The 26864-nt window shown below is 42.7% G+C and carries 15 protein-coding genes; 11 read left to right on the forward strand and 4 right to left on the reverse strand.

The genetic code is table 11. From position 1 onward, the window contains the following. Positions 1-5: 5 nt before the first annotated feature. The 11 genes from AC2IOM_RS09485 to AC2IOM_RS09535 all read left to right on the forward strand — a co-directional run bounded on the left by AC2IOM_RS09485 (position 6) and on the right by AC2IOM_RS09535 (position 21311). Entirely contained in the window at positions 6-1814 is a 1809-nt protein-coding gene (locus AC2IOM_RS09485; protein WP_486358210.1) for an HAD-IIB family hydrolase, read from the forward strand. Beyond that, positions 1807-3051: a glycosyltransferase family protein gene (locus AC2IOM_RS09490; protein ID WP_336435232.1), complete on the forward strand. Its 1245-nt coding sequence runs from the start codon at positions 1807-1809 to the stop codon at positions 3049-3051. Before AC2IOM_RS09485 ends, AC2IOM_RS09490 begins: the two co-directional genes overlap by 8 nt. After that, positions 3051-4799, forward strand: a complete 1749-nt coding sequence (locus AC2IOM_RS09495) for a sugar phosphorylase (protein WP_486358211.1) — start codon at positions 3051-3053, stop codon at positions 4797-4799. Before AC2IOM_RS09490 ends, AC2IOM_RS09495 begins: the two co-directional genes overlap by 1 nt. Before the next feature lie 2 nt (positions 4800-4801). Beyond that, a complete protein-coding gene (galU, locus tag AC2IOM_RS09500; protein ID WP_486358212.1) occupies positions 4802-5707 on the forward strand; it encodes a UTP--glucose-1-phosphate uridylyltransferase GalU in 906 nt (301 codons plus the stop codon). Between the two features lie 300 nt (positions 5708-6007). After that, complete coding sequence (locus AC2IOM_RS09505) at positions 6008-6613, forward strand: class I SAM-dependent methyltransferase (protein WP_486358213.1); 606 nt, start codon at positions 6008-6010, stop codon at positions 6611-6613. Further along, entirely contained in the window at positions 6610-7680 is a 1071-nt protein-coding gene (locus AC2IOM_RS09510) for an HNH endonuclease (RefSeq protein WP_486358214.1), read from the forward strand. Before AC2IOM_RS09505 ends, AC2IOM_RS09510 begins: the two co-directional genes overlap by 4 nt. Before the next feature lie 35 nt (positions 7681-7715). Then, positions 7716-8903 carry a nuclease-related domain-containing protein gene (locus AC2IOM_RS09515; protein WP_486358215.1) on the forward strand — a complete coding sequence of 396 codons (1188 nt, stop codon included), beginning with the start codon at positions 7716-7718 and terminating at the stop codon, positions 8901-8903. Between the two features lie 536 nt (positions 8904-9439). Continuing rightward, positions 9440-12604, forward strand: a complete 3165-nt coding sequence (locus AC2IOM_RS09520) for a glycosyl hydrolase family 18 protein (protein ID WP_486358216.1) — start codon at positions 9440-9442, stop codon at positions 12602-12604. A gap of 44 nt (positions 12605-12648) precedes the next feature. Next, a complete protein-coding gene (locus AC2IOM_RS09525) occupies positions 12649-14226 on the forward strand; it encodes a lytic polysaccharide monooxygenase (RefSeq protein WP_486358217.1) in 1578 nt (525 codons plus the stop codon). A 113-nt stretch (positions 14227-14339) separates the two neighbouring features. Further along, positions 14340-16949, forward strand: coding sequence for a glycosyl hydrolase family 18 protein (locus AC2IOM_RS09530; protein WP_486358218.1), 2610 nt, complete (start codon positions 14340-14342; stop codon positions 16947-16949). Between the two features lie 234 nt (positions 16950-17183). Then, positions 17184-21311 (forward strand): hybrid sensor histidine kinase/response regulator, encoded by a 4128-nt coding sequence (locus AC2IOM_RS09535; RefSeq protein ID WP_486358219.1) that lies wholly within the window; start codon positions 17184-17186, stop codon positions 21309-21311. Positions 21312-21373: 62 nt separating this feature from the next. Here AC2IOM_RS09535 and AC2IOM_RS09540 read toward each other — a convergent pair whose 3' ends face one another. The 4 genes from AC2IOM_RS09540 to AC2IOM_RS09555 all read right to left on the reverse strand — a co-directional run bounded on the left by AC2IOM_RS09540 (position 21374) and on the right by AC2IOM_RS09555 (position 26639). Continuing rightward, on the reverse strand, positions 21374-22633 hold the full coding sequence (locus tag AC2IOM_RS09540; RefSeq protein WP_486358220.1) for a sensor histidine kinase: 1260 nt from the start codon (positions 22631-22633) through the stop codon (positions 21374-21376). Positions 22634-22645: 12 nt separating this feature from the next. After that, a complete protein-coding gene (locus AC2IOM_RS09545) occupies positions 22646-23347 on the reverse strand; it encodes a response regulator transcription factor (RefSeq protein WP_486358221.1) in 702 nt (233 codons plus the stop codon). Beyond that, entirely contained in the window at positions 23344-24258 is a 915-nt protein-coding gene (locus tag AC2IOM_RS09550) for an alpha/beta hydrolase family protein (protein WP_486358222.1), read from the reverse strand. The genes AC2IOM_RS09545 and AC2IOM_RS09550 overlap by 4 nt, the downstream gene beginning before the upstream one ends. 251 nt (positions 24259-24509) lie before the next feature. After that, a complete protein-coding gene (locus AC2IOM_RS09555) occupies positions 24510-26639 on the reverse strand; it encodes a S8 family peptidase (protein WP_486358223.1) in 2130 nt (709 codons plus the stop codon). Positions 26640-26864: the final 225 nt, after the last annotated feature.

Genomic DNA, 26864 nt, shown 5'->3' on the forward strand with positions numbered 1-26864 from the left:
TTAATATGGTGCAAGCACTCTCTACCAAGTTCCTGACTAAATTTTTAGAAAAACATGCGCTTTCTCAGGAAGTTAAAAAAACAATAAAAACTTGGTACGCGCCAATCGCAGAACAAATCGCACTGCACCAAAATAGAACAAAACAGCCATTGGTGATTGGTATAAATGGTTGCCAAGGGTCGGGCAAAAGCACACTCACGGACTTTTTAAATCAATATCTACGCATGTACTTTGGCTTAAATGTGGTGTCGATTTCGCTGGATGATTATTACTTATCTGCATCTGAGCGCGAAGAACTCGCCACACATATTCATCCTTTACTTGGTACACGCGGTGTACCGGGTACCCACAAAATTGAGCAGCTAGATCACGACTTAGCAGCGCTTACGCGTAAAACGCTAAAACGCCCTTTGTTTATTCGTCGTTTTAATAAAGCCACAGACAATCCGTTTCCATCAGATAAATGGACCAAAGTTACATCAGCGCCCGATGTGATTATTTTAGAGGGGTGGTGCGTAGGGCTTAACGCAGAGCCACAAGATGCTCTAAAAACACCGATAAATGCGCTTGAAGCCAATGAGGACCCAAACGGCACATGGCGTGAATACGTAAATAATCAGCTAAGTGGTGTTTACCAAAATGTGTTCAAGCGGGTAGACCGCTGGATTATGCTAAAAGCACCTAGTTTTGATGTAGTAGCACAGTGGCGCAAAGAGCAAGAAGCCAAGCTGCGCTTGCAACAAGATAAACTGCCAGCCAATAAAATAATGAGCGAACAAGAAATAGAGCGCTTTGTACTGTTTTTTGAAAGGCTCACCCGAGTTGGTTTAGTTGATTTTAGCCAAACCACCGACATCACTTTACACCTAAATGAAACACGCAAAATTGTTAACGTAACAGGGCGTTTTAAACAGTTATGCTTTCCTGAAAAACTCGCGGTATTTACCGATCTGGACGGCACCTTATTAGATCATTACAGCTATGAGTTTCAGCCTGCAAAAGTGAGTGTATTTTTATGCTACGAACTGGGCTTTCCCATTATTCCGTGTACCAGTAAAACCTTTAAAGAAATTATCGCCATTCGCACCCAGTTAGGACTAGGTACTCCGTTTATTGTGGAAAATGGCGCTGCCGTATTTTTACCCAAAAAGTGGTTGAAAGAATATTTAATTGATCCCGTTGGCTTAATTGAATTCGGCGAGTTTTACATAAAAGAATTTGGTCAGCCGCGCAGCTTTTGGTTAAACCAACTAAAACAATACGCAAATGATTTTGCCCATCTATACAAAGGCTTTGCGCAAATGACTAATAGCGAATTGGCAGAGCTAACAGGCCTAAGTGAAAAAGACGCCGAAAAAGCCAAACTACGTCACTACTCAGAGCCGCTGCATTGGTTAGGTGATGCTTGTCAAAAAAAGGCATTTATAAAACGTATGCGTGAAAATGGCGCAACCATTATTGAAGGTGGGCGCTTTTTGCATGTGTGTGGCGACGAAAGTAAAGGCGTTGCATTGAATTGGTTGTTTAACCTAATCAAGCACGAATTGCCGGGAGATTGGCTGAGTGTGGCACTAGGCGATAGCGAAAACGACAGCGCCATGTTAGAGCAAGCCGATATTGCAGTACAAATCAAATCAATGACTCACCCGTTTATTACACTTGAGCGTTCAAAAGGCGTTATGCGCTCAACTATGCCTGGGCCAACTGGCTGGCACGAGGTGATGATGCAACTAATTAGCGAGCTTGATAACCATCATATTGAACGCATTAAATCGATCCCTAACCACCCTCTAAAGGAGAAACACTATGGCTGATTTTTACCAAAATGGCATTGTAACCACTCTGCACAACTTAACAAATCGAGGCGTGGAAGAGTTAGAAAGCGAACTGGTTGAGTTTTCAAAAACGCGGCCTATGGGGCTTATTTTACCGTCGCTTTACAGCGAGCTTGAAGGCGAAGCGCTACCTAAAATTGTTGAGCATTTAAGTGAAGTGCCGTATTTATCGCAAGTGATAATTGGCCTAGATAGAGCGACCGAAGATGAGTTTTGTAAAGCCATTGAGTTTTTTAAATACTTAGGGCAACCGCATCAAATTTTATGGAATGATGGCCCACGATTAAAACAGCTCGACGCTGAATTACAAGCGCTTGGTGTAGCGCCGACCGAAATGGGTAAAGGCCGCAACGTGTGGTATTGCATGGGGTATGCGCTTGCCACCAAAGAGGCCGAATCTATCGCACTGCATGATTGCGATATTTTAACCTACGATCGCAGCTTACTTGCTCGCTTAATTTACCCTGTGGCGCACCCACAATTTAACTACGAGTTTTGCAAAGGGTATTACGCCCGATATTCCGATGGCAAACTTAATGGTCGCGTAGCGCGTTTGCTTGTTACGCCGCTTTTAAAGGCGCTTAAACGCGTGATGGGTCATAACGACTACCTAGATTATATGGATAGCTACCGTTATTCGCTCTCGGGTGAGTTTTCATTTAGACAAGATGTGCTAAACGATATTCGCATTCCTAGCGACTGGGGGTTAGAGATTGGCGTACTGTCAGAAATGCAGCGCAACTATGCATCAAACCGTTTATGCCAAGTAGATATTGCCAACGTGTACGACCACAAACATCAAGACTTATCGCTACACAATAGCGAAGGTGGCTTATCAAAAATGTCGATAGACATAACCAAAGCATTTTTTCGAAAACTTGCCACTCAAGGCTACACTCTAAACACCGAAACCATGCGTACCATAAAAGCTACTTATTACCGCATTGCGCTTGATTACATCGAAACCTATAAAAACGATGCGATTATCAACGGCCTTAAAGTGGATATTCACACCGAAGAAAAATCAGTCGAAATGTTCGCTAAAAACATTATGGCAGCAGGGCAGTCGTTTTTAGAAAAACCCATGGAAACGCCGTTTATTCCATCGTGGAACCGCGTAATTAGCGCCATGCCCGATGTGCTTTCGCGCTTAGAAGAGGCGGTAGAAGAAGATTACCTCGAATTTTCAGCAAAACTGCGCAAAAAGGTAAGCTGATGACCTATCCATTAAAAGAAAAACTGCTTAAGCAACTGCAAGTAATTTATGAAGGGGTCGCAATAAAAGATTCAGTTGATGCCATTGCCGATAAGCTTTTAACCCAAATGGCGTTAAGTGAAAACGCGCAAGGGCCAACGCCTTTTTTAAACCGCTGGAATGAATCGGATATTGTGATGATCACTTATGGTGACAGCATAGTAAGCGACAGTGAAAAACCACTGGTAACTTTAAAACAGTTTATTGATAGCCATTTAAGTAATGAGCTAAGTGGCGTACATATTTTGCCGTTTTTTCCGTACAGCTCAGACGATGGTTTTTCTGTGCTGGATTATTCCAGCGTGAATGAATCACTGGGTGATTGGCAAGACATTAGCGCCATAAGCGAGCGCTACAAACTAATGGCCGATTTAGTGATTAACCACTGCTCAGCGCGCTCCGTTTGGTTTGAAAACTTTATAAAAGGCGAGGGCACAGGCCACAATTACTTTTTTATTGCATCGCCAAGCGACCCGCTTGATAAAGTGGTTAGGCCGCGCACATCGCCCTTATTAAAACCAGTTACCACCAAACAAGGCGAGCAGTTTGTGTGGTGCACCTTTAGTCATGATCAAGTAGATTTAGACTTTTCAAACCCAGAGGTGCTTATTGCCTTTGTGGGTATTATTAAACAATACCTAGATGCGGGCGTGAGAATCTTCCGCTTAGATGCTATCGCCTTTTTATGGAAAGAAATAGGTACAAGTTGCATTAACTTACCGCAAACCCATGAGGTAGTAAGGCTGTTACGCACCCTGATTGAATGCGCCAATGAAAACGCCATCATAATTACCGAAACCAACATCCCGAATATTCAAAACTTAGCGTATTTTGGTAATGCTAACGAAGCCCATGCCATTTATAACTTTTCGCTGCCGCCGTTACTAATTTACAGCTTGATTTCAGGCGATTGCCAAGCGTTAAAACACTGGTTAATGCGCATGCCTCCCGCACAAAATGGCACCTGCTATTTTAATTTTATTGCATCGCACGATGGCATTGGTTTAAGGCCAGCCGAAGGTTTACTGAGCGAAAGCGAAATCGGCACTATGGTTAACACCATGCAAAACTTTGGCGGGCTTATTTCGTGGCGTACAGGGGAAGACGGCAGCCAAAAACCCTACGAAATGAACATTGCCTTGTATGATGCACTTAAAGGCACAATCGATGGGCCCGATAAGCATCAATACCAGCGGTTTATTTGCGCCCACAGCATTATGATGAGCCTAGAAGGCATTCCCGGTATTTATATTCATAGTTTGCTTGGCACCGAAAACGACTATGAAAAATACAATAACACCCATCATAACCGCGCGATTAACCGCCACCGCTGGCAAAGCGAATTGTTAAATGAGCAACTTGCCAATCCGTACAGCCATCACAGCAAAGTATTGAGTGGCCTAAAAACCTTGCTAGCAATAAGAAAACAGCAAAATGCCTTTCACCCTAATGCCACACAATTTGTGTTGCAACTTGGGCCAGAACTATTTGGTGTGTGGCGACAATGTATGAATCGCAGTCAAAGTATCTTTTGTATTGCTAATATTACTAATAAGCCAGTATCGCTTCGTTTAAACGAGCTTAATTTAATTGAAACAGAACACTGGTACGACTTACTCACAGATCAGCAAATTAACGATTTAAACAGCGAGTTTGCGCTGTTGCCATATCAAACAATTTGGCTAACCAATATACGTAAGGGAGTATAATAATGAAAAAAGTAACCAAAGCGGTGATCCCCGTTGCAGGCCTTGGCACACGTATGCTGCCAGCAACCAAAGCCATTCCAAAAGAAATGCTAACCTTGGTAGATAAACCACTTATTCAATATGTGGTGGAAGAAGCGGCCGCTGCTGGCATTAAAGAAATTGTGTTAGTAACCCATGCTAGTAAAAACTCCATCGAAAACCATTTTGATACCAGTTTTGAGTTAGAGGCGCAGCTAGAGTCGCGGGTTAAACGCTCGCTCTTACAAGAAGTTAAAAGCATTAACCCCAAAGGCATTACCATGATTTCGGTGCGCCAAGCTGAGGCAAAAGGGCTAGGGCATGCCATTTTATGTGCGCGTTCGGTAATTGGCGAAGAGCCATTTGCGGTAATTTTGCCCGATGTCATTATTGATAAATACCACTCAGACTTGGGCGTAGAAAACCTCGCAAAAATGGTTAGTAACTACAACGAAACAGGCATTAACCAAATAATGGTAAACCCAGTAGATATGGCACAGGTACAAAGCTATGGCGTGGTAGATTTAGACAACCAAACCCTGTGTGCGGGCGAAACCGCTAAAATTATCGGCATGGTTGAAAAACCACCACGCGAAGAAGCCCCTTCAAACCTTGCCATTACAGGCCGCTATGTACTTTCTGAAAGCATTTGGCCAATTTTAGCCAAAACCCCACCGGGTGCTGGCGATGAAATTCAGCTAACCGATGCGCTTTATACGTTATTAGACCAAACAGGGTTAGAGGCATACCAGCTAGTGGGCAAAACTCACGATTGCGGCAATAAGCTTGGCTTTATTAAAGCCAATATAGAATACGCCATTCAACGTGCTGAGTTTAAAGGTGAGCTGACCGATTATATTGAAACCATATTGGCCGAGAACAAACACTAAACAAAAACTTAGCCTAAAAGCCTCAGCAAAGAGGCTTTTACTACCTCACTTTCCTTACTAGTTGTACCGTTCTCCATATATCTACTTTCATAATTTTGGTAATAACACGTAATACCTAAATTCCTAATAATCCTTATCATTTGAGAAATAGTAATAACAAACTAACAAATATGTGTTTCCATATTGAAAACATATAATTAAATTAAAGGGTTACTTAAATAAAAACTTGTTTTTCATCAAGGGTTTTTGTTACATTTTTGACTATTGTAACCATGGAGCGGTAAGCATTTGAGCCCATCAATGACAGACGTCAATTCTCAATACTACAACACACATGCAACTGAATATTTCCTATCAACTAGAGATGTTGATATGCAGCCTGTTTATGACAAATTTCTAAGTAAAGTAATTACTCATGGGCATATTCTTGATGCTGGCTGCGGTAGTGGTCGCGATAGCAAAGTATTTAAATCATTGGGCTTCCAAGTGACCGCTATGGATGCGAGTGAAAAGTTGGCATTACTCGCTACAGAACATACTGGCATTCCAGTGCTGCATAAAACGTTTCAAGAAATTGATGAAGTAAATTGTTATGACGCAATTTGGTGTTGTGCGAGTTTATTACATGTTCCTTTTGACGAATTAAACAGCGTATTTTCACGTTTGGCAGTTGCGCTTAAATCAAGTGGTGTGTTGTATATCTCGTTCAAATATGGCGAACCATCAATTGTACAAAGAGAAGAAAATGGCAGACGATTCACCGACCTTAACGAAACAATATTAAGCAAAATAGTAAAAGACATTCCTAGCCTGACAATTTCATCAATCTGGAACAGCCAAGACAGGCGCTCAACGACACAAAGTACCACTTGGTTGAATACATTAATAATCAAAGGTGCAGTGTGAATAGTCCTACTGCAAATACTACTAACTACCAGACGTCAAACCTGCAATTACAGTTAGGCTTTATTAACTACATACAACGCCTTCTTGTTGAGGGCGACTTTAGTGCAACATACAAGTATGCGTTATTACACGCATTAGCGGATTGTGCAGTTGAATATCCGCTAGACGATGAACGAGCGAGCCTTTGTATCAAGTTTGATAGCTTAGTTGATAAGTTTATAGAACTGTATTGGCACCATGCCACGCCCTTTGCAGGCACAACTGGAACGAATGATTTATTGCTGCAAAACGCGGGTAAGCAATCTAAGGTGATCAGCGAACTAAACTATTGCCAATCTAAAAATATTCGTACGCTAAATGCATTAAAACAAAGTCAATATTGGCACTCGATACAAAAAGCCACGTTGCAAACTTTAAAAGAGGGCCCTTTATGGCGGTTACAAAAACTATCGAAAGTGGATGAATGCTTTTTATATCCGCATGTGAAAGGCAAAACGTTTATTACACTCAACCCTGGAATTGCGAATTGCTTTAGGCGTTTTTATGATTTAGTGGTTCATCTTGCCAGAAATGCATGGTTGTTAAAAATTCAAAGTATAAAGCAAAATCAACATATTATTGGTGCGCAAAGCCAGTTGTATGATTTTTTATTTGGTTGTGATCGCCAAAGTTTAGCCAAGGCTGTGCCAGTTCTTTTTGAAATACAAAAGGGCAACTGTTTTTACTGTAATAAGCCACTTGGTAATAGCAAACAAGTTGACCATTTTATACCTTTTGCCCGCTATGCTCACGATCTAGGACACAACTTTGTGTTAGCTCATGGTAAATGCAATAACGCAAAGCGTGATTTACTTGCCGCACCAAAGTTTAAAGATGAGTGGATTAACCAAAACCTCGTGATTCATGAAAAAGAAATTACTAAAGCATTAGAGAGTTACTTTTATTGTGATGCAGCGAAGTCTCTTGCTGTTTCCGATTGGGCTTATGATACGGTTGCCAGTAGTAAGGGGCATTTTTGGCATGGACTGATACCGGCAACAAATAGTGCTCGAACTGATTATCGATAACAGTTACAACAAAATAATGAAAAATGGATTTTACAGTGATATTACGAATTTTATGCTTGCTTGTATTAGTTACTAATTTATCCGTATTTGCTGCAGTACAGTACAGCGACGGAACGTGTATTTTATTACAAAATCAAGTTAAAGAGTTTAGCTTTAATAAGCAATCTCAGCATTACAAAACGGCAAAGCGCTCTGTTGACAGACACTGTGTTAACCCCGTCAAATCATCTACGGTTAATCAAACAAGTAGCACCAAAAGCTCAGAAAAGCTTACGCCTATTTATGCAGCTACAAAGTTACAACCGCAGAAACTGACAGAGCCATCAAATCAAGCCGTTGTAACGAAACCACATCAAGCCAAAACATCAGTTCCAGTCAACAATATTCAGAGCTTAGTGCTCAAAATAGGTGCGTGGGTTTTAGTCATTATGTTTCTTTTTGCTTTTCTCAAAGCAATCATTGTGCTGTTTGCCAAACGCGCTGCTAAATCACTACTTAACAAAGTAACAGGTCGTATTGAACCCGTTGTAAGTAACTTGCCTGTAAGAAAAGCTGAAGACATTAACCCCAAAACTGCTGCAAACGTTTCAGATAAGTCTTGCTCTGTACTAAAAGATACCATTGCCGAAATTGTTGCTAATGATGCAGGCAACTCAAGTGGCCAGCAAGGAGAGGTTGTTGTAAATGATTTAATTGAAAAGATTATTAACAACAAAGTGTTATCTGCGGCGAGTAATGTGAGTCATTATACAAGTGTGCTGCTAACGAACGATAATGATGAGCTTACTGAAATTGATCATTTAATTGTTTCACCAGTTGGCGTGTTTGTAATTGAGAGCAAAAATTACAGTGGTTATATATTCGGTAGTCAGCACCAAGCGAAATGGACGCAGACTTTAACAGGGCGTAAAACCCAATTTATGAACCCGCTTAGGCAAAACTATAAACATTGCTTAGCAGTCAGCCGATTACTTGGCGTTGTTGATGGCGTTGAATCCTTAGTGTTGTTTCATGATAAAGCGAGTTTTAAAACAAAACTTCCACCGAATGTACGTTATGTTAGTGAGCTGGAAGCATTTTTATCTGGCTTTACCCACGTTAAATTTACCGATAGCCAGCTTGAAGAATTTAACACACGACTCGCTAAAGTGATTTCGGTTACGACACGTGAAGATTTTAAGCAGCACATTAGCGAAGTAAAGGCAAAGCAATGCGATATTTAGAAATTTGCACTGCAATATCTTAGTCAATTCGTTTTACCTAACCCATCTTTTGAGTAACTATTTCATTTTTCGTCGTTGAAAATTAAGCAGCTGACTTTCAAAAATAGTAAAAATCTCACCTTTTAAAATACTTAACTTGCATAGAATGCATCATTTTTGTGCAATTTGTCCCTACTTTTATTATAGGTATTAGTCAAAACGTTTACTTAATTGTGAAAATTCGTAAATGCGCTAGAACATAAAGGCATAGCTTTAATTAGTTTGGTTATAAGCAAGCAATAGCAGTTCTTGAGAGGGGATAACTTAAATTTACTTATATTTTACAAATGTACCTAATAGGGGTTCCTAATGATTGTGTCCTAGTTTATTTTTCCTAGTAATAAGGTGTTTGTTTTTATTTAACTTATTGTTTTAATTTGTTTAATCTTGTTTTTGTTTTCCTGGAGTAGTGTTATTGCTCCAATTTCACTAATTGTTAATCATGTGTTAGTTATAAATAGTCGAAAGACGTTAGCTAAATTCCATTAGGGGGAAGTATGAGTAACAAATTAGTAGGCAAGCGTTTATTTAAAATGAGCGTGTTGTCGTTAGCTGTTTCTGGGTGGGCAGCCCATGCAGCAGTGGACTGTACAAACATTGCCGAATGGCAATCAGGCGTGGCTTACACTGGCGGGCAGCAAGTGCAAAAAGCCAATATTGCTTATGAGGCGAAGTGGTGGACACAAGCCGATCCAGTAACCCATTCAGGGCAATATCAAGAGTGGAAAAACTTAGGTGCGTGTAGTGATGGTCAAGTAAACGAATCACCCATCGCAGAGGTTTTTTCACCTATGAGCGGTAGTTCTTTTACTGAAGGTGACAGCGTTGTCATTGAGGCGCAAGCATCAGATTCTGACGGCACAGTTGTTAAACTAGAAGTACTGGTTGATGGTGTGGCGATTGCAACACTAAGCTCTGCGCCATATTCAACAACTTGGCTTGCAGTGAAAGGGCAGCATCAAATTTCGGTACGCGCTACCGATGATAAAGGTGCTGAAACAACATCCCCTGCAAATAGTGTGACTGTGGCTGAAGTAGTGCCAGATAACTATGCACCAACGGCAAGCCTTACTAGCAATGCGAGTTCAAATACCCTGAACTTAAATGACAGCGTTGTCTTAAGTTTGAGCGGTAGCGATCAAGATGGCACAGTAACAAGTCTTGAATTGTTTCAAGATGGCGCGTCTGTAGCGCAAATCTCTGGCGCAACGGGCAGTTTTAATTTTACCGCAACAAGCGCAGGTAATACGCAATTTAGTCTTGTTGCAACCGACGACAAAGGCGCAACATCTGATGCGCAAACATTGAGTTTCCGTATTGTTGATGGCACTACACAGCCAGGTGACCGCGATGCCTGTAAGCCGGAAGGTTTGTACCAAACACCGGGTGTAAATACGCCGTATTGTACTATTTACGATGCCGATGGCCGTGAAGATATGGGTGCCGATCACCCACGTCGTGTCATTGGTTATTTCACCAGTTGGCGCAACGGTGCCAATGGCCAACCGTCTTACCTAGTAGATGATATTCCTTGGGATAAAATCACCCATATTAACTACGCGTTTGCCCATGTTGATGCCAATAACAAGGTTTCAATTGGCGATCCAAGTGCGGCGGGTAACCCTGCTACCAATATGGAATGGCCAGGTGTTGCAGGTGCTGAAATGGACCCAACACTGCCGTACAAAGGTCACTTCAACTTACTGAATAAATATAAAAAACTCCATCCAGACGTTAAAACACTGATCTCTGTAGGTGGTTGGGCAGAAACGGGCGGTTACTTTGACGCAAACGGCAACCGTGTTGCAAGCGGTGGTTTCTACACTATGACAACCAATGCAGACGGCTCAGTAAACACTGCGGGCATTAATGCGTTTGCAAAAAGTGCGGTTGAGTTTATTGAAACGTACGGTTTCGATGGGGTTGATATTGATTATGAATACCCATCATCAATGAATGATTCGGGTCACCCTGATGATTTCCCAATTTCAAATGCACGCCGTGCAGGGCTAAATGCCTCTTACCAAGTGTTAATGAAAACCCTACGTGAAGAGCTTGATAAAGCAGGTGAGTTAGCTGGTAAACACTACATGCTTACCATCGCATCGCCGTCATCAGGTTACTTATTACGCGGTATGGAAACCTTCCAAACAACTAAGTACCTAGATTACGTAAACATTATGTCTTACGACTTGCACGGTGCTTGGAACGACCACGTGGGTCATAACGCAGCGCTTTACGATACAGGGTTAGACTCTGAGCTTGCGCAGTGGAATGTGTATGGCACCAAAGAGTTTGAAGGCATTGGCTATTTAAATACCGACTGGGCAGTGACGTATTTCCGCGGTGGTTTAAGTGCAGGCCGCATTAACATTGGTGTGCCTTACTATACCCGTGGCTTTAAAGATGTATCGGGTGGCGAAAACGGTTTGTGGGGGCGTGCTGCGTTACCTAACCAAGCTGATTGTGCCAAAGGTACTGGTGTAGGCGAGAAAAACAAATGTGGTAACGGTGCAGTTGGCATCGACAACATGTGGCATGATCTTGACGAAAACGGTAATGAAATGCCTGCAGGTAGCAACCCGTTATGGCATGTTAAAAACCTACAAAACGGCATTTTACCAAGTTACCTTGCTGCTTACGGTTTAGATCCAGCGAATGATCCAACTGATAAGCTAGTGGGCACTTACACTCGTCATTATGATTCTGTGGCAGTAGCGCCTTGGCTTTGGAATGCTGATAAAAACGTGTTCTTGTCGATTGAAGATGAAGAGTCAATGGGCACTAAGCTTGATTACGTAATCAACAAAGGCCTTGGCGGTATTATGTTCTGGGAGCTGGCTGGCGACTTTGACTACGACAGCGTGAAGAAAGAGTACTTTATGGGTTCTACTATGACCTCGCTTGCTTACAACAAGTTTGCACAAGCGGGTTCTAAGTACGACATCAACAAAGGTGAAAAAACTCACCAAGTACCAGCAGAAGCTGTAGATGTAAGCTTTGAAGTGAAAGACTTCCCAATTGGTGACGACAACTACCCAATTGCGCCAACCTTTAGTTTTACTAACAACTCAAACATTGATTTGAGCGGTGCAAAAGTATCGTTTGATGTACCAGTGGCTACATCGGCAATTTTCAAATCAAACTGGAATGCGCAAGAAAAACTCGGCATGGCAGTTGACGTAAATCGTTCAAACGCAGCGGGCAACAACATTGGCGGCTTTGAAAACGAGTTCCACCGTTTCTCAATCACCTTTGTTAACGAGTGGGGCGGCGCTGCTAAGTCGTTCGCGCCGGGCGAAACCATTAATGCACAAGTGATGTACTACATGCCAATTACTGGCCCAGTGAACCTTGTATTTGAAAAAGATGGCAAGCAATACGCTGCTAAATTTGAATACCCACATCTACCAGATGCAACAGCCGGTAACGGTGGTGGCAATGATGGCGGCGGCAACACCGACACATGTGAAGGTGTTGCAGTAGCTGATATTCCAGTTTATCCAAACTTCCCACAAACAGATTGGGCAGGCAACCCGTCACACGCTGCTGGCGGTGACTTAATGGTTGATGGCGCATCTACTGCGGTTTACAAAGCCAAGTGGTGGACATCAACTGAGCCTGGCACATCTGCCGATTGGGATAGTGTGTGTACTTTATAACGCAACCTATGTGAGGCCATGCGCCTCACTGTTTGGAGAAGATTATGAATACCAAATTTAACATCAGCGTGCTCTCTGGTTCAGTGCTACTAGCATGTATTGCAGCGCCGTTTAATGCCAGCGCACACGGTTATATGGATAGTCCTAAAGCACGACAAGCATTTTGCCAAGCGCAAGGCGGGTATTGGTGGCCAGAAGACGGCAGCAATATTCCAAACTTGGCATGTCGCGCTGCATTTTTAGAATCGGGCCATGTGCAGTTTATTCAAGAACATGAGTTTGCCGTTAATACGCCTGATTACTTAAATCAAGCAGCGGTTGAAGCAAATGTGCCCGACGGTACTTTGTGCGCTGCGGGTAGTCACGAAAAGCGCGGTATGAATTTACCGTCAGCGCATTGGCAAAAAACTGTGGTTACGCCAAACGCTAATGGTGAAATTCAAGTGCGTTATCGCGCAACCACACCGCACAACCCAAGCTTTTGGCAGTTTTATTTAACCAAGCCGGGTTTTAACCCTGCAACCGATACACTGACTTGGCAAAATATTGAGCTTATTCAAAGCCATGACAATATTGAGTTCGTAAAAGACCCTGATGGTAAACGTTACTATGAAATGAGCGTTGCCATTCCTGCTGAACGCGCCGGTGAAGCAGTGCTTTATAGCCGCTGGCAGCGTGTAGATGTGGTAGGTGAAGGTTTTTACAACTGTAGCGACATTATTATTGAGCGCGACACGGTGACACCGGTTGACTGGTTCCCGCTCGGTTACTTTGTACGTCAAGGTCAAAACGCAAATGCTGGCGATACAGTTCAAGTGCGTTTGTTTGACGCAACGGGTCTTGAAGTGGTTAATCAGTTGTTTGCGGTTAACGCTAGTAATCAAGCAACTTGGCAAAGTGAGCTGGCAGCTAAGCTTAATTTAGATTACGCATCTGAATTGCAAATTGGTGTTAAAAACGCCAGTGGCGATATTGTGTTTGACGAAGTTAATTTGGCGTCAAATCAGGTATATGCAATCTCCAGCGATCACAGTTTTGCGCTGTCGGTGATTACTGCATCAGAAAATACCGCACCGAATGTTAACCCTGTGGCAGATGTGGTAATGGACGAAGGTTCACAAACACTGGTGCACGTGCATGCGTTCGATGATGAAAACGACCCGCTTAGTTACCAGTTCATTGTGCCTAATGAGTTCACCTATAGTGTAGACGGACCAAACCTCACTCTTAATGCACCTGAGGTTTCAGCGAACGCTAACTTCACGATTCAGGTATCGGTATCTGATGGCAAGTTAAGCACTCCAGCAAGCTTTACGGTAACGGTTAACGATACCGCAACGAACCCTGATGTACCTGCGTGGGATGCCAGCAAAGCATATAACGCCGGCGATAAAGTTAGCTACTTAGGTACGGTTTATAAAGCCAAATGGTGGGTGCAAGGCGAAAAACCAAATAGCAGCGATGCGTGGCAATCGCTTTCACAATCAACTGACGATGCGTGGTTAAGCTCAAAAGCGTATTCGGCGGGCGATATTGTTAGCCATAACTCGCAAAAATACCAAGCACGCTGGTGGACCAAAGGCGATGAGCCAGGTACCGCCTCAGTGTGGCAAACCCTTTAATTTAATCGGCTAAAGCGAGCCATAAGCTTGCTTTAGCTACTTTAGTTACCCCTTGCCGCAACGGCGGCTTGGTTTGCGACGTTGCGGGTTTTTAAAATTTAAAGAGAAACATTATGATTAAAAAATTATCTCTAGCAGTGGCAGTTGCACTTTGTTCTGGGCATGTAATTGCAGCGCCTTCTGCACCTAGCTTAAGTTGGGAAGACCAAAAATATTCATTTGTTGATGTAAATATTGACGGTCAAGGTTCGTATAAGTCATTAGTTACACGTAAAGATGTGGTTGATATTGCTATCAAATGGAATGCGTGGAGCGGCGAAGGTGGCGATAGCTACAAAGTAAAATTTGACGGTGTAGTAGTAAACGAAGGTACGCTTGCTGCTGGCACTAAGTCGGGCACAATTACCTTTCCATACACGCAATCGGGCCGTCATCAATTAACGGTTGAGCTTTGCCAAGGCACAGTGTGTGCGGCAAGTGCGCCAAAACCAATTGTAATCGCTGATACAGACGGTGGTCACCTTGATCCATTACCAATGAATGTTGATCCAAATAACGGTAACTATGGTACTTCGCCAGACACCGTTGTAGGTGCTTATTTTGTTGAGTGGGGTATTTATGGTCGTGACTTTGATGTAACAAAAGTGCCGGGCCAAAACCTAACGCATATCTTGTACGGTTTTATTCCAATTTGTGGCGCGAACGAGTCATTGAAAGAAATTGAAAACGGTAACAGCTGGCGCGCATTACAAAAAGCGTGTGGCGACTCACAAGATTATGAAGTGGTGATTCACGACCCGTGGGCAGCGATTCAAAAGTCACTGCCGGGTGTAGATGCAAAAGACCCAATTCGTGGTACTTACTCGCAACTAATGGCGCTTAAGCAGCGTTACCCTGATTTAAAAATCTTACCATCGGTAGGTGGTTGGACACTGTCAGACCCATTCCATGGCTTTACTGAAAAAGCGAATCGCGATGTATTCGTAGCATCAATGAAAGACTTCTTAAAAACTTGGAAATTCTACGATGGTGTCGATATTGACTGGGAATTCCCAGGTGGCGGCGGTCCAAATCCAAATCTTGGCGATCCAGCAAAAGACGGTCAAGCTTATATTGATCTCATGCGTGAACTGCGCGCTATGCTAGATGAATTAGAAGCTGAAATTGGCAAACCGTACCAACTTACCTCTGCTATTGGCATGGGTTATGACAAAATTGAAGACGTAAACTATCCGCAAGCAGCGCAATATATGGATTACATTTTCGCCATGACCTATGACTTCTACGGCGGTTGGAACAATGTTACCGGTCACCAAACAGCGCTTTACTGTGGTAGCCATATGAGCACAGATGAGTGTAATGGTACTGGTCTTGATGATAAAGGCGAGCCGCGTAAAGGCCCGGCGTACACCACAGATAACGGTATTCAATTGTTGCTACAACAAGGTTTAGATCCGGCGAAAATTGTATTAGGTACGGCGATGTATGGTCGTGGTTGGGAAGGTGTATACCCTGCAAATACAACAGACGGTGCAAACCCAATGACTGCACCGGGTAACGGTAAACTTACCGGCACTACTGCGCAAGGTGTGTGGGAAGCAGGCGTAATTGATTACAAAGGCATTAAAGCCCATATGATTGGTGCGGCAGAAACTGGTATTAACGGTTTTGAGGTTGGTTATGATGAAGTGGCTGAAGGTGCCTATGTTTGGAATAAATCAAACGGCAAATTAATCACATACGATAGCCCGCGCTCAGTAAAAGCGAAAGGTCAGTATGTTCGCAATTTAGGCCTTGCCGGTTTATTTGCATGGGAAATTGATGCAGATAACGGCGATATTTTAAATGCAATGCACGAAGGCCTAGGCGTTGTAGGTGGTAACACTAAACCTGTGGTATCAGTACCGGGTGTAACTACGGTTAAATCAGGTGAAAGTACTTCACTTTTCGCAACAGCCAGTGATCGTGATAATGATCCGCTAACATACAGCTGGACAGGCGATGTTGCCTTAACGCTTTCAGGTGTAACCACAGATACGGTATCAATTACTGCGCCAACGGTAACGCAAGATACTGATTACACAGTAACCGTTGCTGTATCAGACGGCACAGACACTGTAACTAAATCGGCGATTATTCGCGTTGTATCAGATGCGGTAGTGATTAACGAACCGCCGGTAGTTTCACCAATTGCTAATGTTAGTGTGGAAGAAGGTAAATCAGCTTCTGTCAGCGTAACTGCATCAGATGCTGATGGCGATACACTAAGCTATAGCTGGAATGTACCTGCGGGCTTAACACTTTCTGGCAGCGGTGCAAGTGTAACGCTTACAGCAGGCGAAGTTGCAGCAGATACAAACTTGAACGTATCAGTAACGGTATCAGACGGTACTGATGCTGTAACAGAAAGCTTCACAGTAACTGTAACTAATGTAGATGGCGGTGGCAGCACAACATGGAATGCCGATGCAATTTACACAGGTGGCGATACTGTGCTTTACAACGGTGTTGAGTATAAAGCGAAGTGGTGGACACAAGGCGACCGTCCAGATCTTGGCGGCCCGTGGGAAGAAGTTATTCCAAACGACGGCCAAGTTCGTGCATGGCGTGCTGACCTTGTTTACAACACAGGTGACAAGGTGACCCACAATAACAATACTTACACTGCAAAATGGTGGACTAAAGGCGAAGAGCCTGGCGTTGCCGATGTGTGGGCGAAATAAGTTTTCATTCTAGTTCAAAAGGCAGCTACCGCTGCCTTTTTTTGTACTTGTACTTTGCTGTATTGGTAATAGTGCAGCTCTTTGTGCAATCGCAATGCCCAATCAATATAAAAGAGCAGGGGTTAACTGTTCTAAATAAAAGTTAAGTACTTATGAAAATCTCGTCAAAAATCAACAGGTCTTAATATTTAACGTCTATTATTGTGTTAATAACTAAAAGTCTTTGAACGTGACATGACCCCAAAAATATCGTTATTTGTAATCTGGCTTGCAATGACATTATTTGCATTTACTGCGAGTAATGCGTTGGCTAATGGGCAATCGTCGTCGCTGATCAACGAGTATGCGATTAAAAAGCTGGGCACTGAAGATGGTTTTGTGTCTTCAGAAATTTATTCAATTGTTCAAGATAGTCAAGGGTTTTTATGGTTTGGTACCGCTGAAAATGGGGTGATGCGATTTGATGGTCGCAAGGTTGTGTTGTTTGAGTTTAATAAAATGAACGAGAACGGCTTATCACATAATGACGCGGGTAATTTAATGCTTGATAACGACGGTAGAATTTGGATTGGCACGTGGGGCGGCGGCGCTAATCTTTACGACCCTAAAATGGGGCGATTTGAAAACTTTCTACACAGTGAATCGCAAGCAAGCTCGGTATCATCTAATCGCATTCAATCATTATTACATGACCAAACGGGCATTATTTGGCTAGGCAGCTACGATGGTGGGCTAAATAAATATCTGGGCAATGGTCAATTTGAACACATTACAAAAACCGGTGACACGGAGCCGAGTTTATCTCATAACCGTATTTGGGATATTGCAGACAAAGACGACAATTTTCTGTGGGTAGCAACCAGCTATGGCGTAAATTTATTTAACAAAAACACTCAGCAGTTTAAGCACTTCTTTCCAAACCCAAATAATAAAACCCCAACTGGGGCCAACGAAATTAGAAGTATGTTAATTACCAAAAGCGGAACATTTTATGTCGCCACGCAACAAGGTCCGTTTTTGTTTGAGCCAAATAGCGGTAGCTTCACCGCTATTTTAAATGTAGATCAGCAAGCGCTTGGCCAAGTAAATTCGATGATTGAAGACCAAGACGGATTTGTTTGGTTTGTTACAGCAACAGGCATTTATCGTTATGCCAATGATATTGAGCAAATTGAACGCCTAGATTTAGGTTACAACAATGGTTTTCGCATTATTTTTGAGGACTCTTTTGGTGTTATATGGATCACAAATGAAGTGCACGGCATTTTTAAACTGACACCACAGCGTAAATTTAAATCGATTAATAGCTCGCAACTAAGTGCGCCAAATGGCATAACAGTTGATGAAAACGGCGATGTGCTTATTGCTGCTTCCTCTTCCGCCTTGTTTAAATGGCAAGTACGGGCGAAAAGCTTAGAACCTATTTCTGGCCCGCTTTTCACTAAAGAAAATGGCTTGGCGAATAGTGGCGCAGTAGAAAAACCCATTATATTAAAACAAGGCACCAATTTACTTTGGGTTGCACAAGACCAAGGGCTTGCCAAATACAATTTAGCAACTGGCCAAATTGACATAATCCGCTACCCTAAAACCGCTGAAAATTACCAAGAATTTAGAGAGCTAAGGGCGTTAGCACTCGATGAGCAAGGCAACTTATGGATTGGTACCTACAAAAATGGTGTATACGTATACAACACAACGCATAAAACCTTTACACATTTAGACGAAAACAACGGCTTATCGCACCCTGAAGTACTAAAAATAATACGCGATAACGACAACAAAATGTGGGTTGGCACTGGCAATGGCGCAAACCTGTGGTTGGCCGATAAACAGCGTTTTCGCGTTTACAAAATGGATGAAGCCGACGAGCAAACTTTATTAGGTAGTATCGTACAAGATATTTACCAAGCCAAAAATGGCGCGATTTGGATAGCAACGCAAAAAGGTCTCAACTTATATCAACCCAATAGCCAAACCTTTAAGCATTACAGCGTGTTAAATGGCCTCGCTACATCGTTAATTCGCGCTGTGGTAGATGATCAAAACGGCAACTTATGGCTCACCACTAACAAGGGTATTTCTACCTTAAACCCAAATACTAATGAAGTTGTTAACTATGATGGCAGTGAAGGGATTTTAGGCGCAAATTATTATGCAAATAGTCTCGTTGTGGCTGCCAATAATACCTTATTTACAAGTAGCCAACGTGGCGTTGAATACTTTAATACGGATCTTGAAGAAAACGAAGTTAAATCACCTAATGTGGTACTAACTGGGTTCAGCAAAATGGGCGAACCGATAAAGCTCGATAAACCGTATTCTTATGTGAAAGAAATCGACTTATCGTATCAAGATTACTTTATTTCATTTGAGTTTTCGGTGTTAGATTTTACTGCACCTAGCAAAAATCAATACGCCTATCGCCTTGAGGGATACGATAACAACTGGATAGAGTTAGGTAACAATAATATTGCGTCATTTACTAATCTGGATGGCGGCAGCTACACCTTGCAAGTTAAAGCAACTAACAGTGCAGGCAAATGGAGTAATGAACTGCTTTCAATCGATTTAAATGTGGCGCCTTCGCCTTTTAAAAGCTGGTGGGCGTATACGCTTTACACTTTATTTGCCGGTGCATTGATTTTTTTAATGATATATCTGCGCACTCGCTTACAACAAAGCGAGATAACTCGGCAAAAGCAATTTGTAGTGGCGTTAGAAGAGCAAGTTGCAGAAAAAACGGCGTCGCTTGAGCAACAAGCCAAAGAACTCAAACTTGCCTTACAAAAAGCAGAAACCGCAACTAAGTTAAAGTCTGAATTTTTAGCCAATATGAGTCATGAGATCCGCACACCAATGAATGGCGTGATTGGTATGCTGCAACTGTTAAAAGACAGTAGGCTTTCGGACGAACAAGCACACCGCGTGAGCATTGCCAGTTCAAGTGCAAAGTCGTTACTGACGCTGATCAACGATATTCTTGATTTTTCAAAAATAGAAGCAGATCGCATTGAACTTGAATACATTGATTTTGATCTGCGCAACTTACTTGAAAAACTCGCAGAGTCTGTGGCCCTTGATGCACAGTTAAAAGATGTTGAGGTTATTTTAGATATCAACGCCATTTCGGTCAGTCATGTGAATTCCGACCCTGGGCGAATTCGCCAAATACTCACCAATATTTTAAGTAATGCCGTTAAGTTTACCGAGTCGGGTCAAATTGTGATCCGTGCAGAGCTTTGTGACTCTGAAAAAATAGGATTCAGCCAGTTAAACTGCGAAATTCAAGATACTGGCATCGGCATTGCCAAAGATAAAGTAACCTCGCTATTTGATGCATTTAGTCAAGGTGATGCATCGACTACACGAAAATACGGCGGCACTGGGCTTGGCCTAAGTATTACACGAAAACTGTGTAATCTGCTGCAAGGGGATGTAACGGTTACCAGCAAATTAGGCGAGGGCAGTTGTTTTAACGTCACCTGTTTAGTGAAAAACATCGCGCAGCCAAACACGGTAAATGAAGGCCCACTATTTGCGTTGTTAACGGTGTTGATTGCTGACGCAAATGACACTAATTGCCAAGTGATAAAACAGCTTTTAGAGAGCGAGTCAGCAAACGCAATCGTTGCCAATTCTGCTGAGCAGGTAACAACACATTTAAATAGTGACTTAGCAACTATCGATGTGGTTTTAATGGATGCTAAGTTGTATGAAAATGGCCTATTACAACAGCAATTAACGCGCCTAACGCAAACCAATAAAACACAGCTAGTTATGATGGCGCCAATTAATAAACAATTCGATAATGATGCGTGTGAAGCGGGTAATATTAGCGCGATTTTAGCGAAACCTGTTACACCAAAAGGCTTGATTAAAGTACTTAAAAGTACACTGCAAAATTCATCTGAGCATACCAGTGATGTAAGCGAGCAGCCGACTAATTTAAATGATGCAGACACCACTACGTTTAATGGTGTACACGTATTGTTAGTTGAAGATAATCCAGTAAATCAAATGGTCGCGTTGAGTGTTTTGAAAAACTTAGGGGTAACTGCTGACGTTGCCTCAAACGGCTACGATGCGTTAGCAGCACTTAAAGCGATGGATAAACCAAGCCACTATGCGGCAATTATTATGGACTGCCAAATGCCTGAAATGGACGGTTATGAAACCGCATCTAAAATCAAATCGGGCGAGGCTGGCGATAACGTAATAGATATTCCAATAATTGCGATGACCGCCAATGCAATGCAGGGAGATAAACAGCGCTGCCTTGATGCGGGAATGGACGATTATATGACCAAACCCATATCGCAACAAATGGTGATAGCCAAATTGAAAAAGTGGCTTAGTTAACTCGCTGGCTTAAATGCCAGCTTCCACGTGCGCTGTTAGTTATACCATTTACGTGAATGGGCTTAGGTAAAGGTTAAAGTAATCGTTACGCCATCATTGTCACTATTAAGTGATACGTCAACACCGTATTTTTCACACAGTCTTTTTACTAGCGATAGGCCAATACCACTGCCATGACTATTTGGCCCGCGTTGCCCCGCTTCAAATACGCTTTGCGATGAGAGTGTATCTGTTAAACCTTTACCGTTGTCTGCGATGGTGAGCACATTGTCTTGAAACTCAATTTTTATGTGCGAACCTTGGCCATGGTAAATGGCATTTTGCAGCAAGTTTTGTACGACGAGTGAAAGCTCTAATGCTCCCATAGCCACATTGGCGTTATCGGCCAAGCTAATGTCTATTACTACGTCTTTTAACAGCGCTTGATTTTTAATGATGCAATTTTCAATAACCGATTTTAAGTTGGTGTGCTCGGTATCGCGATGTTTCTCACGGGCAAGGGCAAGTAACGTTTCAATAATTTCATGCATATGTTGGTTGGCATCACTAATGCGCGTAACAAATTTTTGCTGTGCTTGGTTTAGCTCGGTATGGGTTAATAATGTGACCGCACCTTGGCTTACGGTGAGCGGGGTGCGCAACTCATGAGACACATCGCGGGTAAATTGTTGTTCTCGTGTGACAAATGCACTTACGCGAGCAAGCGCCGCTTCTAATGTTTGGGCAAATCGGCCAATTTCGTTTTGTTTAAATTGTGCTGCGAATTTTGTCGGTAACTTTTCAACCGGACTGTTATCGACGATAGTCATAAGATCATCGAGTGGATTAAGTAAGGTTTTACTTAATTTAACTGTGCCAAGCGCAAGCACTAACGCCAGTAAAATACCGAAGCACAGTAAGCAGAACGAGAAATAAAACAACTTGTTAGTGAGGCGGTTTACCACTAATTGTTGGCTTACTTCGGCCAGTAAAATATGTTGCTGACGCTGATTATCATCGAGATAGGCAATGTGATAATGCGTGTTTTTTGCACCGCTAAATTCTCTTTGCTTAGGTGCTTTGCTTAGCGCTTGTTGCACAGGCTTTGGCAAAGTACTTTGGTCTTTATGGTAAGTAATAAAATCAAAATGAGGCTTAGGTGTTTGCCCGTTTTTAATTTGGCTGAGTACTTGTTGCTTTTCACTGTTTAGAATTTGATAGAAGAACGTGTCTTCAACCACAAAACTAAACATCAAGGTCACAAGTGAAAATAAAATGCTGAGAAGTACTACAATGGAAACAAAGTACGTGACGATTTTGTTTCTAAGTTGCTTTGCTGTCATAACTGGGCTCGTCTAAATATCGAGTGCTAAACCAACACTGTGTATGGTTTTAATAAGTGGTGTGGCAAACGGTTTATCAACCGCTTTTCGCAGCTGATAAATGTGTGAGCGTAAAGAGTCTGAATCAGTGCCGTCTTCACCCCAAATACGTTCGCAAAGCTCACTTTTAGATACCGCACGCGGGTAACTTTCCATCAAAATTTTTAAAATACCAAAAAGCATAGGGGAGAGTAGCAGCGGTGTGCCGGCGCGCGTAACTTGTTGACGCTGGTAATTAAGCACGAGTTGTTTATTTGCATCGCCTATACTCAGCGTTCGCTCGCTTTTTTGGTTAGTATGACGAAGGGTTAACGCACAGCAGCGCATATATAATTCGTCCAGTGCAAATGGTTTGGTGAGGTAATCATCAGCACCATGTTGAAAGCCCGCCAGTTTGTCATCTAATGTATCTCTGGCAGTTAGCATGATTATGGGAATATGGCGGTCAGCTTTTTCTCTTATACGTTTACAGACTTCAAGGCCTTCAATATCGGGCAGCATAATGTCTAAAATAATGCAGTCAAAATACGCTGTCAGGGCTAATTCGACGCCCTGTTCACCAGCGTATGCAAAATCCAGTATGTCGCCTTTTAGTGTGAAGAAATCAGCAATGTTCTCGGCAATTGCTGCATTATCTTCAATCACTAAAATGCGTAGTGGTGAGGTTTTTGTCACTCGTACCAACCTTCTAATTGTGTGTAGTAGCCTTCAGGAAGCTCATGCTCGCCCTGAATAACAATATGGTGTTTTTGTGTATTTGCAATTGCGTTAAATAGCGCAATGTTTTCTTGTTTATTGGCATATTGGTCGTTATCTGCGGTAACTAACCAGGTTTTTTCTGCTCTCAGCTGTTTAACGAAATTGAGTGGTGACACACGCGCAACATTATCACTCGAAGCTGGTGGCACAATGGATAACACCTTACTTATACGAGTATCAAGTGATGCCAAAATTAAGCTAATTTGACCACCCATGCTGTAACCTGCCACGCTAATTTCGTTTTGGTCGAATTGCTGCTGCGTTGCGACCCAATCTAAAAGTACACGGTGATCTTTAACCGTATCAATTATCATGGTTTCGTATGGTTCGCGTTTGCCCCAAAACCATAAATCATACATTACCTTTTTTATGTTGTAATCCAAGTTCTTACGTTTGCCATGATTGCGTGCATCAATAACTAATACCGCATACCCTTTGGCAAGCGCCATATTGGCTAGTTCATCGGTTTGTTCAATGGTATCGGTATTTTTAAATGAATCTTGTAACCAACGAATGTAGCTTCGTCCCATTGCGTGAACACCTATCAACAAGGGCACAGGTTTGCTGCCATCATAGTGTTCAGGGTACACCAACTGGCCGTTTACGTTTTCTCCATCAAAGCTTTGGTAATTGATAGCGTAATGGCCGTTTTCAAGCTGTGTTAGCGTTACGTTGGCGTTTTCCACTTGATAACTGTAGGTTTCTGCTAGCTGATTTGGCGTTACCTGATACGGTTTTAAAGCAAACTTGGTATACCAAAAAATTGCCAGCAATGTGAGAACGGTGATTGTTGTAAGGGTAATTTTCATCCAATTTTTCTTAATCATTGTTTTTTCCTTGGGTGCGATTATTAATGTTATTCGCTAGGCCATTGTTATGACTGAGCGGTTTATGACAGGCACTTTAAATCAGCAGATGTGAAATGGATGTGAAAGAAAGCGATGTTAGGGTGATAGGGCAATTAAAGTGATAGGTGTGTTTTAAAAAATATAGCTGCTTTGAGCCAAAGCGCTTGAAGGTTTTTGAAATATAAAAAAGGCCGCATGTGCGGCCTTTTGTTGTCTTCAGAGAGTTTTTTCTAAGGTCTGTATTGTGCGTCTACGGTTACGCCAGAGTATGCTCTGTAACCATATGCGCCAATGTGCCATGTACCTGCACCTGGGTTGTTAATAGTACAGGTTTCTGTGTTGCCGTCGTTCCATGAACGACAGTCGTATGATGACGTGCTTGGTTGGCTACCGTTGCGAATATAAAGATCCGCATCACCTGTGCCACCTGAAAGCGTTACTGTGAACGTTGACATACCTGCTGGTACGTCAATTGTGTAACGGCTCCAAGCACCGCGACTTGCTGATACGTTATCAACTGAACCGCCGCCACCATTCGTGCCACCTGTTGTTGATGATGTGATATCACCTGTTAGTGACGCACCAGAGAAGGCTTCGTATGCGTTTAGCATTACGTGATAAGTACCTGCTGTTGGGTTATCAATAGAACAGGTTTCACCGTTACCTGAGTTCCAAGAACGGCACTCATAGCTTGAGGTAGTTGGCTTGCTGCCAGCACGCACGTAAAGGTCTGCATCACCCGAGCCACCTGCTAGCGTGAAAGTTACGTTAGTTGCGCCAGATGGTACTTCCATTGTGAAGAACGACTGTGCGTTTTTAGCGCCAGAAAGACCAGTTTTAGCAACCTTATCTTCTAACACGTTATCGCCTGTTGGTGGTGTAGTAGTGTCGCCAGACGCCGCATTTACAGCAGCAAGTGCATCAACAATACCAGTACCACAGTTGTTACATGTAGCAGGGAATGAACGCGTTGTTGATTTTAGGATCTGTTCAATTTCATCAGGTGTAGCAGATGGTTTTGCTTGTTTGATTAACGCAGCAACACCGGCAACATGTGGCGCTGCCATTGATGTACCTTGCGAGTATGCATAACTGTCGCTACCTGGGCCTGTTGAACCTGAGTTGTAAGTTGAAAGAACGCCTTCAGGATCGTTTGCAAAGCTCTGTGCGCCACCTGGTGCTGCAACATCAATATTTGCACCATAGTTTGAATAGTATGCACGGCCACCGTTACGGCCAACTGAAGCTACGTTTACAACGCCTGAACAGTTACCTGGGTTGTAGTTTGCAGAATTATCGTTATCGTTACCTGCTGCAATTACAACTACTGCGCCATTTGCACGGGCAGTGTTAATTGCCGCTTGTGTGGTCGCGCTACACGCACCTGAACCACCTAAGCTCATATTAATAACAGATGCAGGGTTAGCATTCGCTGTGGTGCCAGAAACTGAGCCACCAGATGCCCAAATAATACCGTCAGCGATATCTGACGTTAAACCACCACATTTACCAAGTACACGTACTGGCACAACTTTCGCGTCGTATGCTACACCTGCAACGCCTTCGCCGTTATTCGCCACTGCTGCAACCGTACCTGCTACGTGAGTACCGTGCCAGCTTGAACTTTGATCTGAGCGTGGTACTGGTTGACCTGAGCTATCTGTACCACATTCACCCGTTGTAGTTGCATCACCTGGATCGCGTGCATCGTTATCACGACCGCCGCCATCGTTTGCTACGAAAGTGTTTGAAATCATATCGTAACCAGGTAATAGGTTTGCATTTAAATCTGCGTGCGGACGGTAACCTGTATCAAGTACCGCAACAGTTACGCCAGCACCAGTTGCTTTATCCCATGCGCTCGGTAAGTTAAGGCCACCGTTTGCTTCATAGTAGTGCCACTGATCTGAATATTGCGGATCATTAGGCGTAGCAAATGGTTGTAACATTTGGTCGATTTCAATGTATTCAATATCACCAGATGCAATCATGTCTTGCATATATTGCTGTGTTTCTTGTGCAGATAGCTTGCCGTCTACTTTTACTACGTGAAGGCCTTGCATAGCCATAGGGCGCACGTAGCGAGATTGCTTTTTAAGCTTCGATTTGAAGTTTGATACAAACGATTGTGCTGAAGCGCGCGGTGCAAAAGATTGCGTATCTGCAGTATGTGCAAATTCTGCAGCGGTTTGCGTTTTGTATTTAATAATGAATTGTGTCGAAAGCTGAGCTTGACCCACTAATTTAGCTTGTACTTCAGCAAGTTGTGAAGGTTCGCTTAATGTATTTGCGTTAGCGCTGATTGCGAGCGGTACTAGCGTTGCTAATAAGCTCTTTTTTAATAATTTATTATTATTCATAGTATTCCCTAGAATTATTGTGATGTTGCCATTTTGGACCCAAATGAGGATCTATTGTTAATTTAATGTGAAACAAAAACTAATAAATTACTAAAAAGCTATAAGTTAATAGTAAATGGTTATAAGCAAGGTGATTGCTCGTCTGCCACCTAGGTTAGCTATGTAAATGGATGTTAATAGCTATATTTCAATAGCTTACAATTCTCATGACAGGACATTTGTCTG

This window comes from Pseudoalteromonas sp. NS-SX12, from assembly GCF_057367955.1.

Bases quoted from the DNA above. Each gene is read 5' to 3' on its own strand.
- AC2IOM_RS09485 (WP_486358210.1), top strand. From the start codon at position 6: ATGGTGCAAGCACTCTCTACCAAGTTCCTGACTAAATTTTTAGAAAAA.
- AC2IOM_RS09490 (WP_336435232.1), top strand. From the start codon at position 1,807: ATGGCTGATTTTTACCAAAATGGCATTGTAACCACTCTGCACAACTTA.
- AC2IOM_RS09495 (WP_486358211.1), top strand. From the start codon at position 3,051: ATGACCTATCCATTAAAAGAAAAACTGCTTAAGCAACTGCAAGTAATT.
- galU (WP_486358212.1), top strand. From the start codon at position 4,802: ATGAAAAAAGTAACCAAAGCGGTGATCCCCGTTGCAGGCCTTGGCACA.
- AC2IOM_RS09505 (WP_486358213.1), top strand. From the start codon at position 6,008: ATGACAGACGTCAATTCTCAATACTACAACACACATGCAACTGAATAT.
- AC2IOM_RS09520 (WP_486358216.1), top strand. From the start codon at position 9,440: ATGAGTAACAAATTAGTAGGCAAGCGTTTATTTAAAATGAGCGTGTTG.
- AC2IOM_RS09525 (WP_486358217.1), top strand. From the start codon at position 12,649: ATGAATACCAAATTTAACATCAGCGTGCTCTCTGGTTCAGTGCTACTA.
- AC2IOM_RS09530 (WP_486358218.1), top strand. From the start codon at position 14,340: ATGATTAAAAAATTATCTCTAGCAGTGGCAGTTGCACTTTGTTCTGGG.
- AC2IOM_RS09535 (WP_486358219.1), top strand. From the start codon at position 17,184: ATGACCCCAAAAATATCGTTATTTGTAATCTGGCTTGCAATGACATTA.
- AC2IOM_RS09540 (WP_486358220.1), bottom strand. From the start codon at position 22,633: ATGACAGCAAAGCAACTTAGAAACAAAATCGTCACGTACTTTGTTTCC.
- AC2IOM_RS09550 (WP_486358222.1), bottom strand. From the start codon at position 24,258: ATGATTAAGAAAAATTGGATGAAAATTACCCTTACAACAATCACCGTT.
- AC2IOM_RS09555 (WP_486358223.1), bottom strand. From the start codon at position 26,639: ATGAATAATAATAAATTATTAAAAAAGAGCTTATTAGCAACGCTAGTA.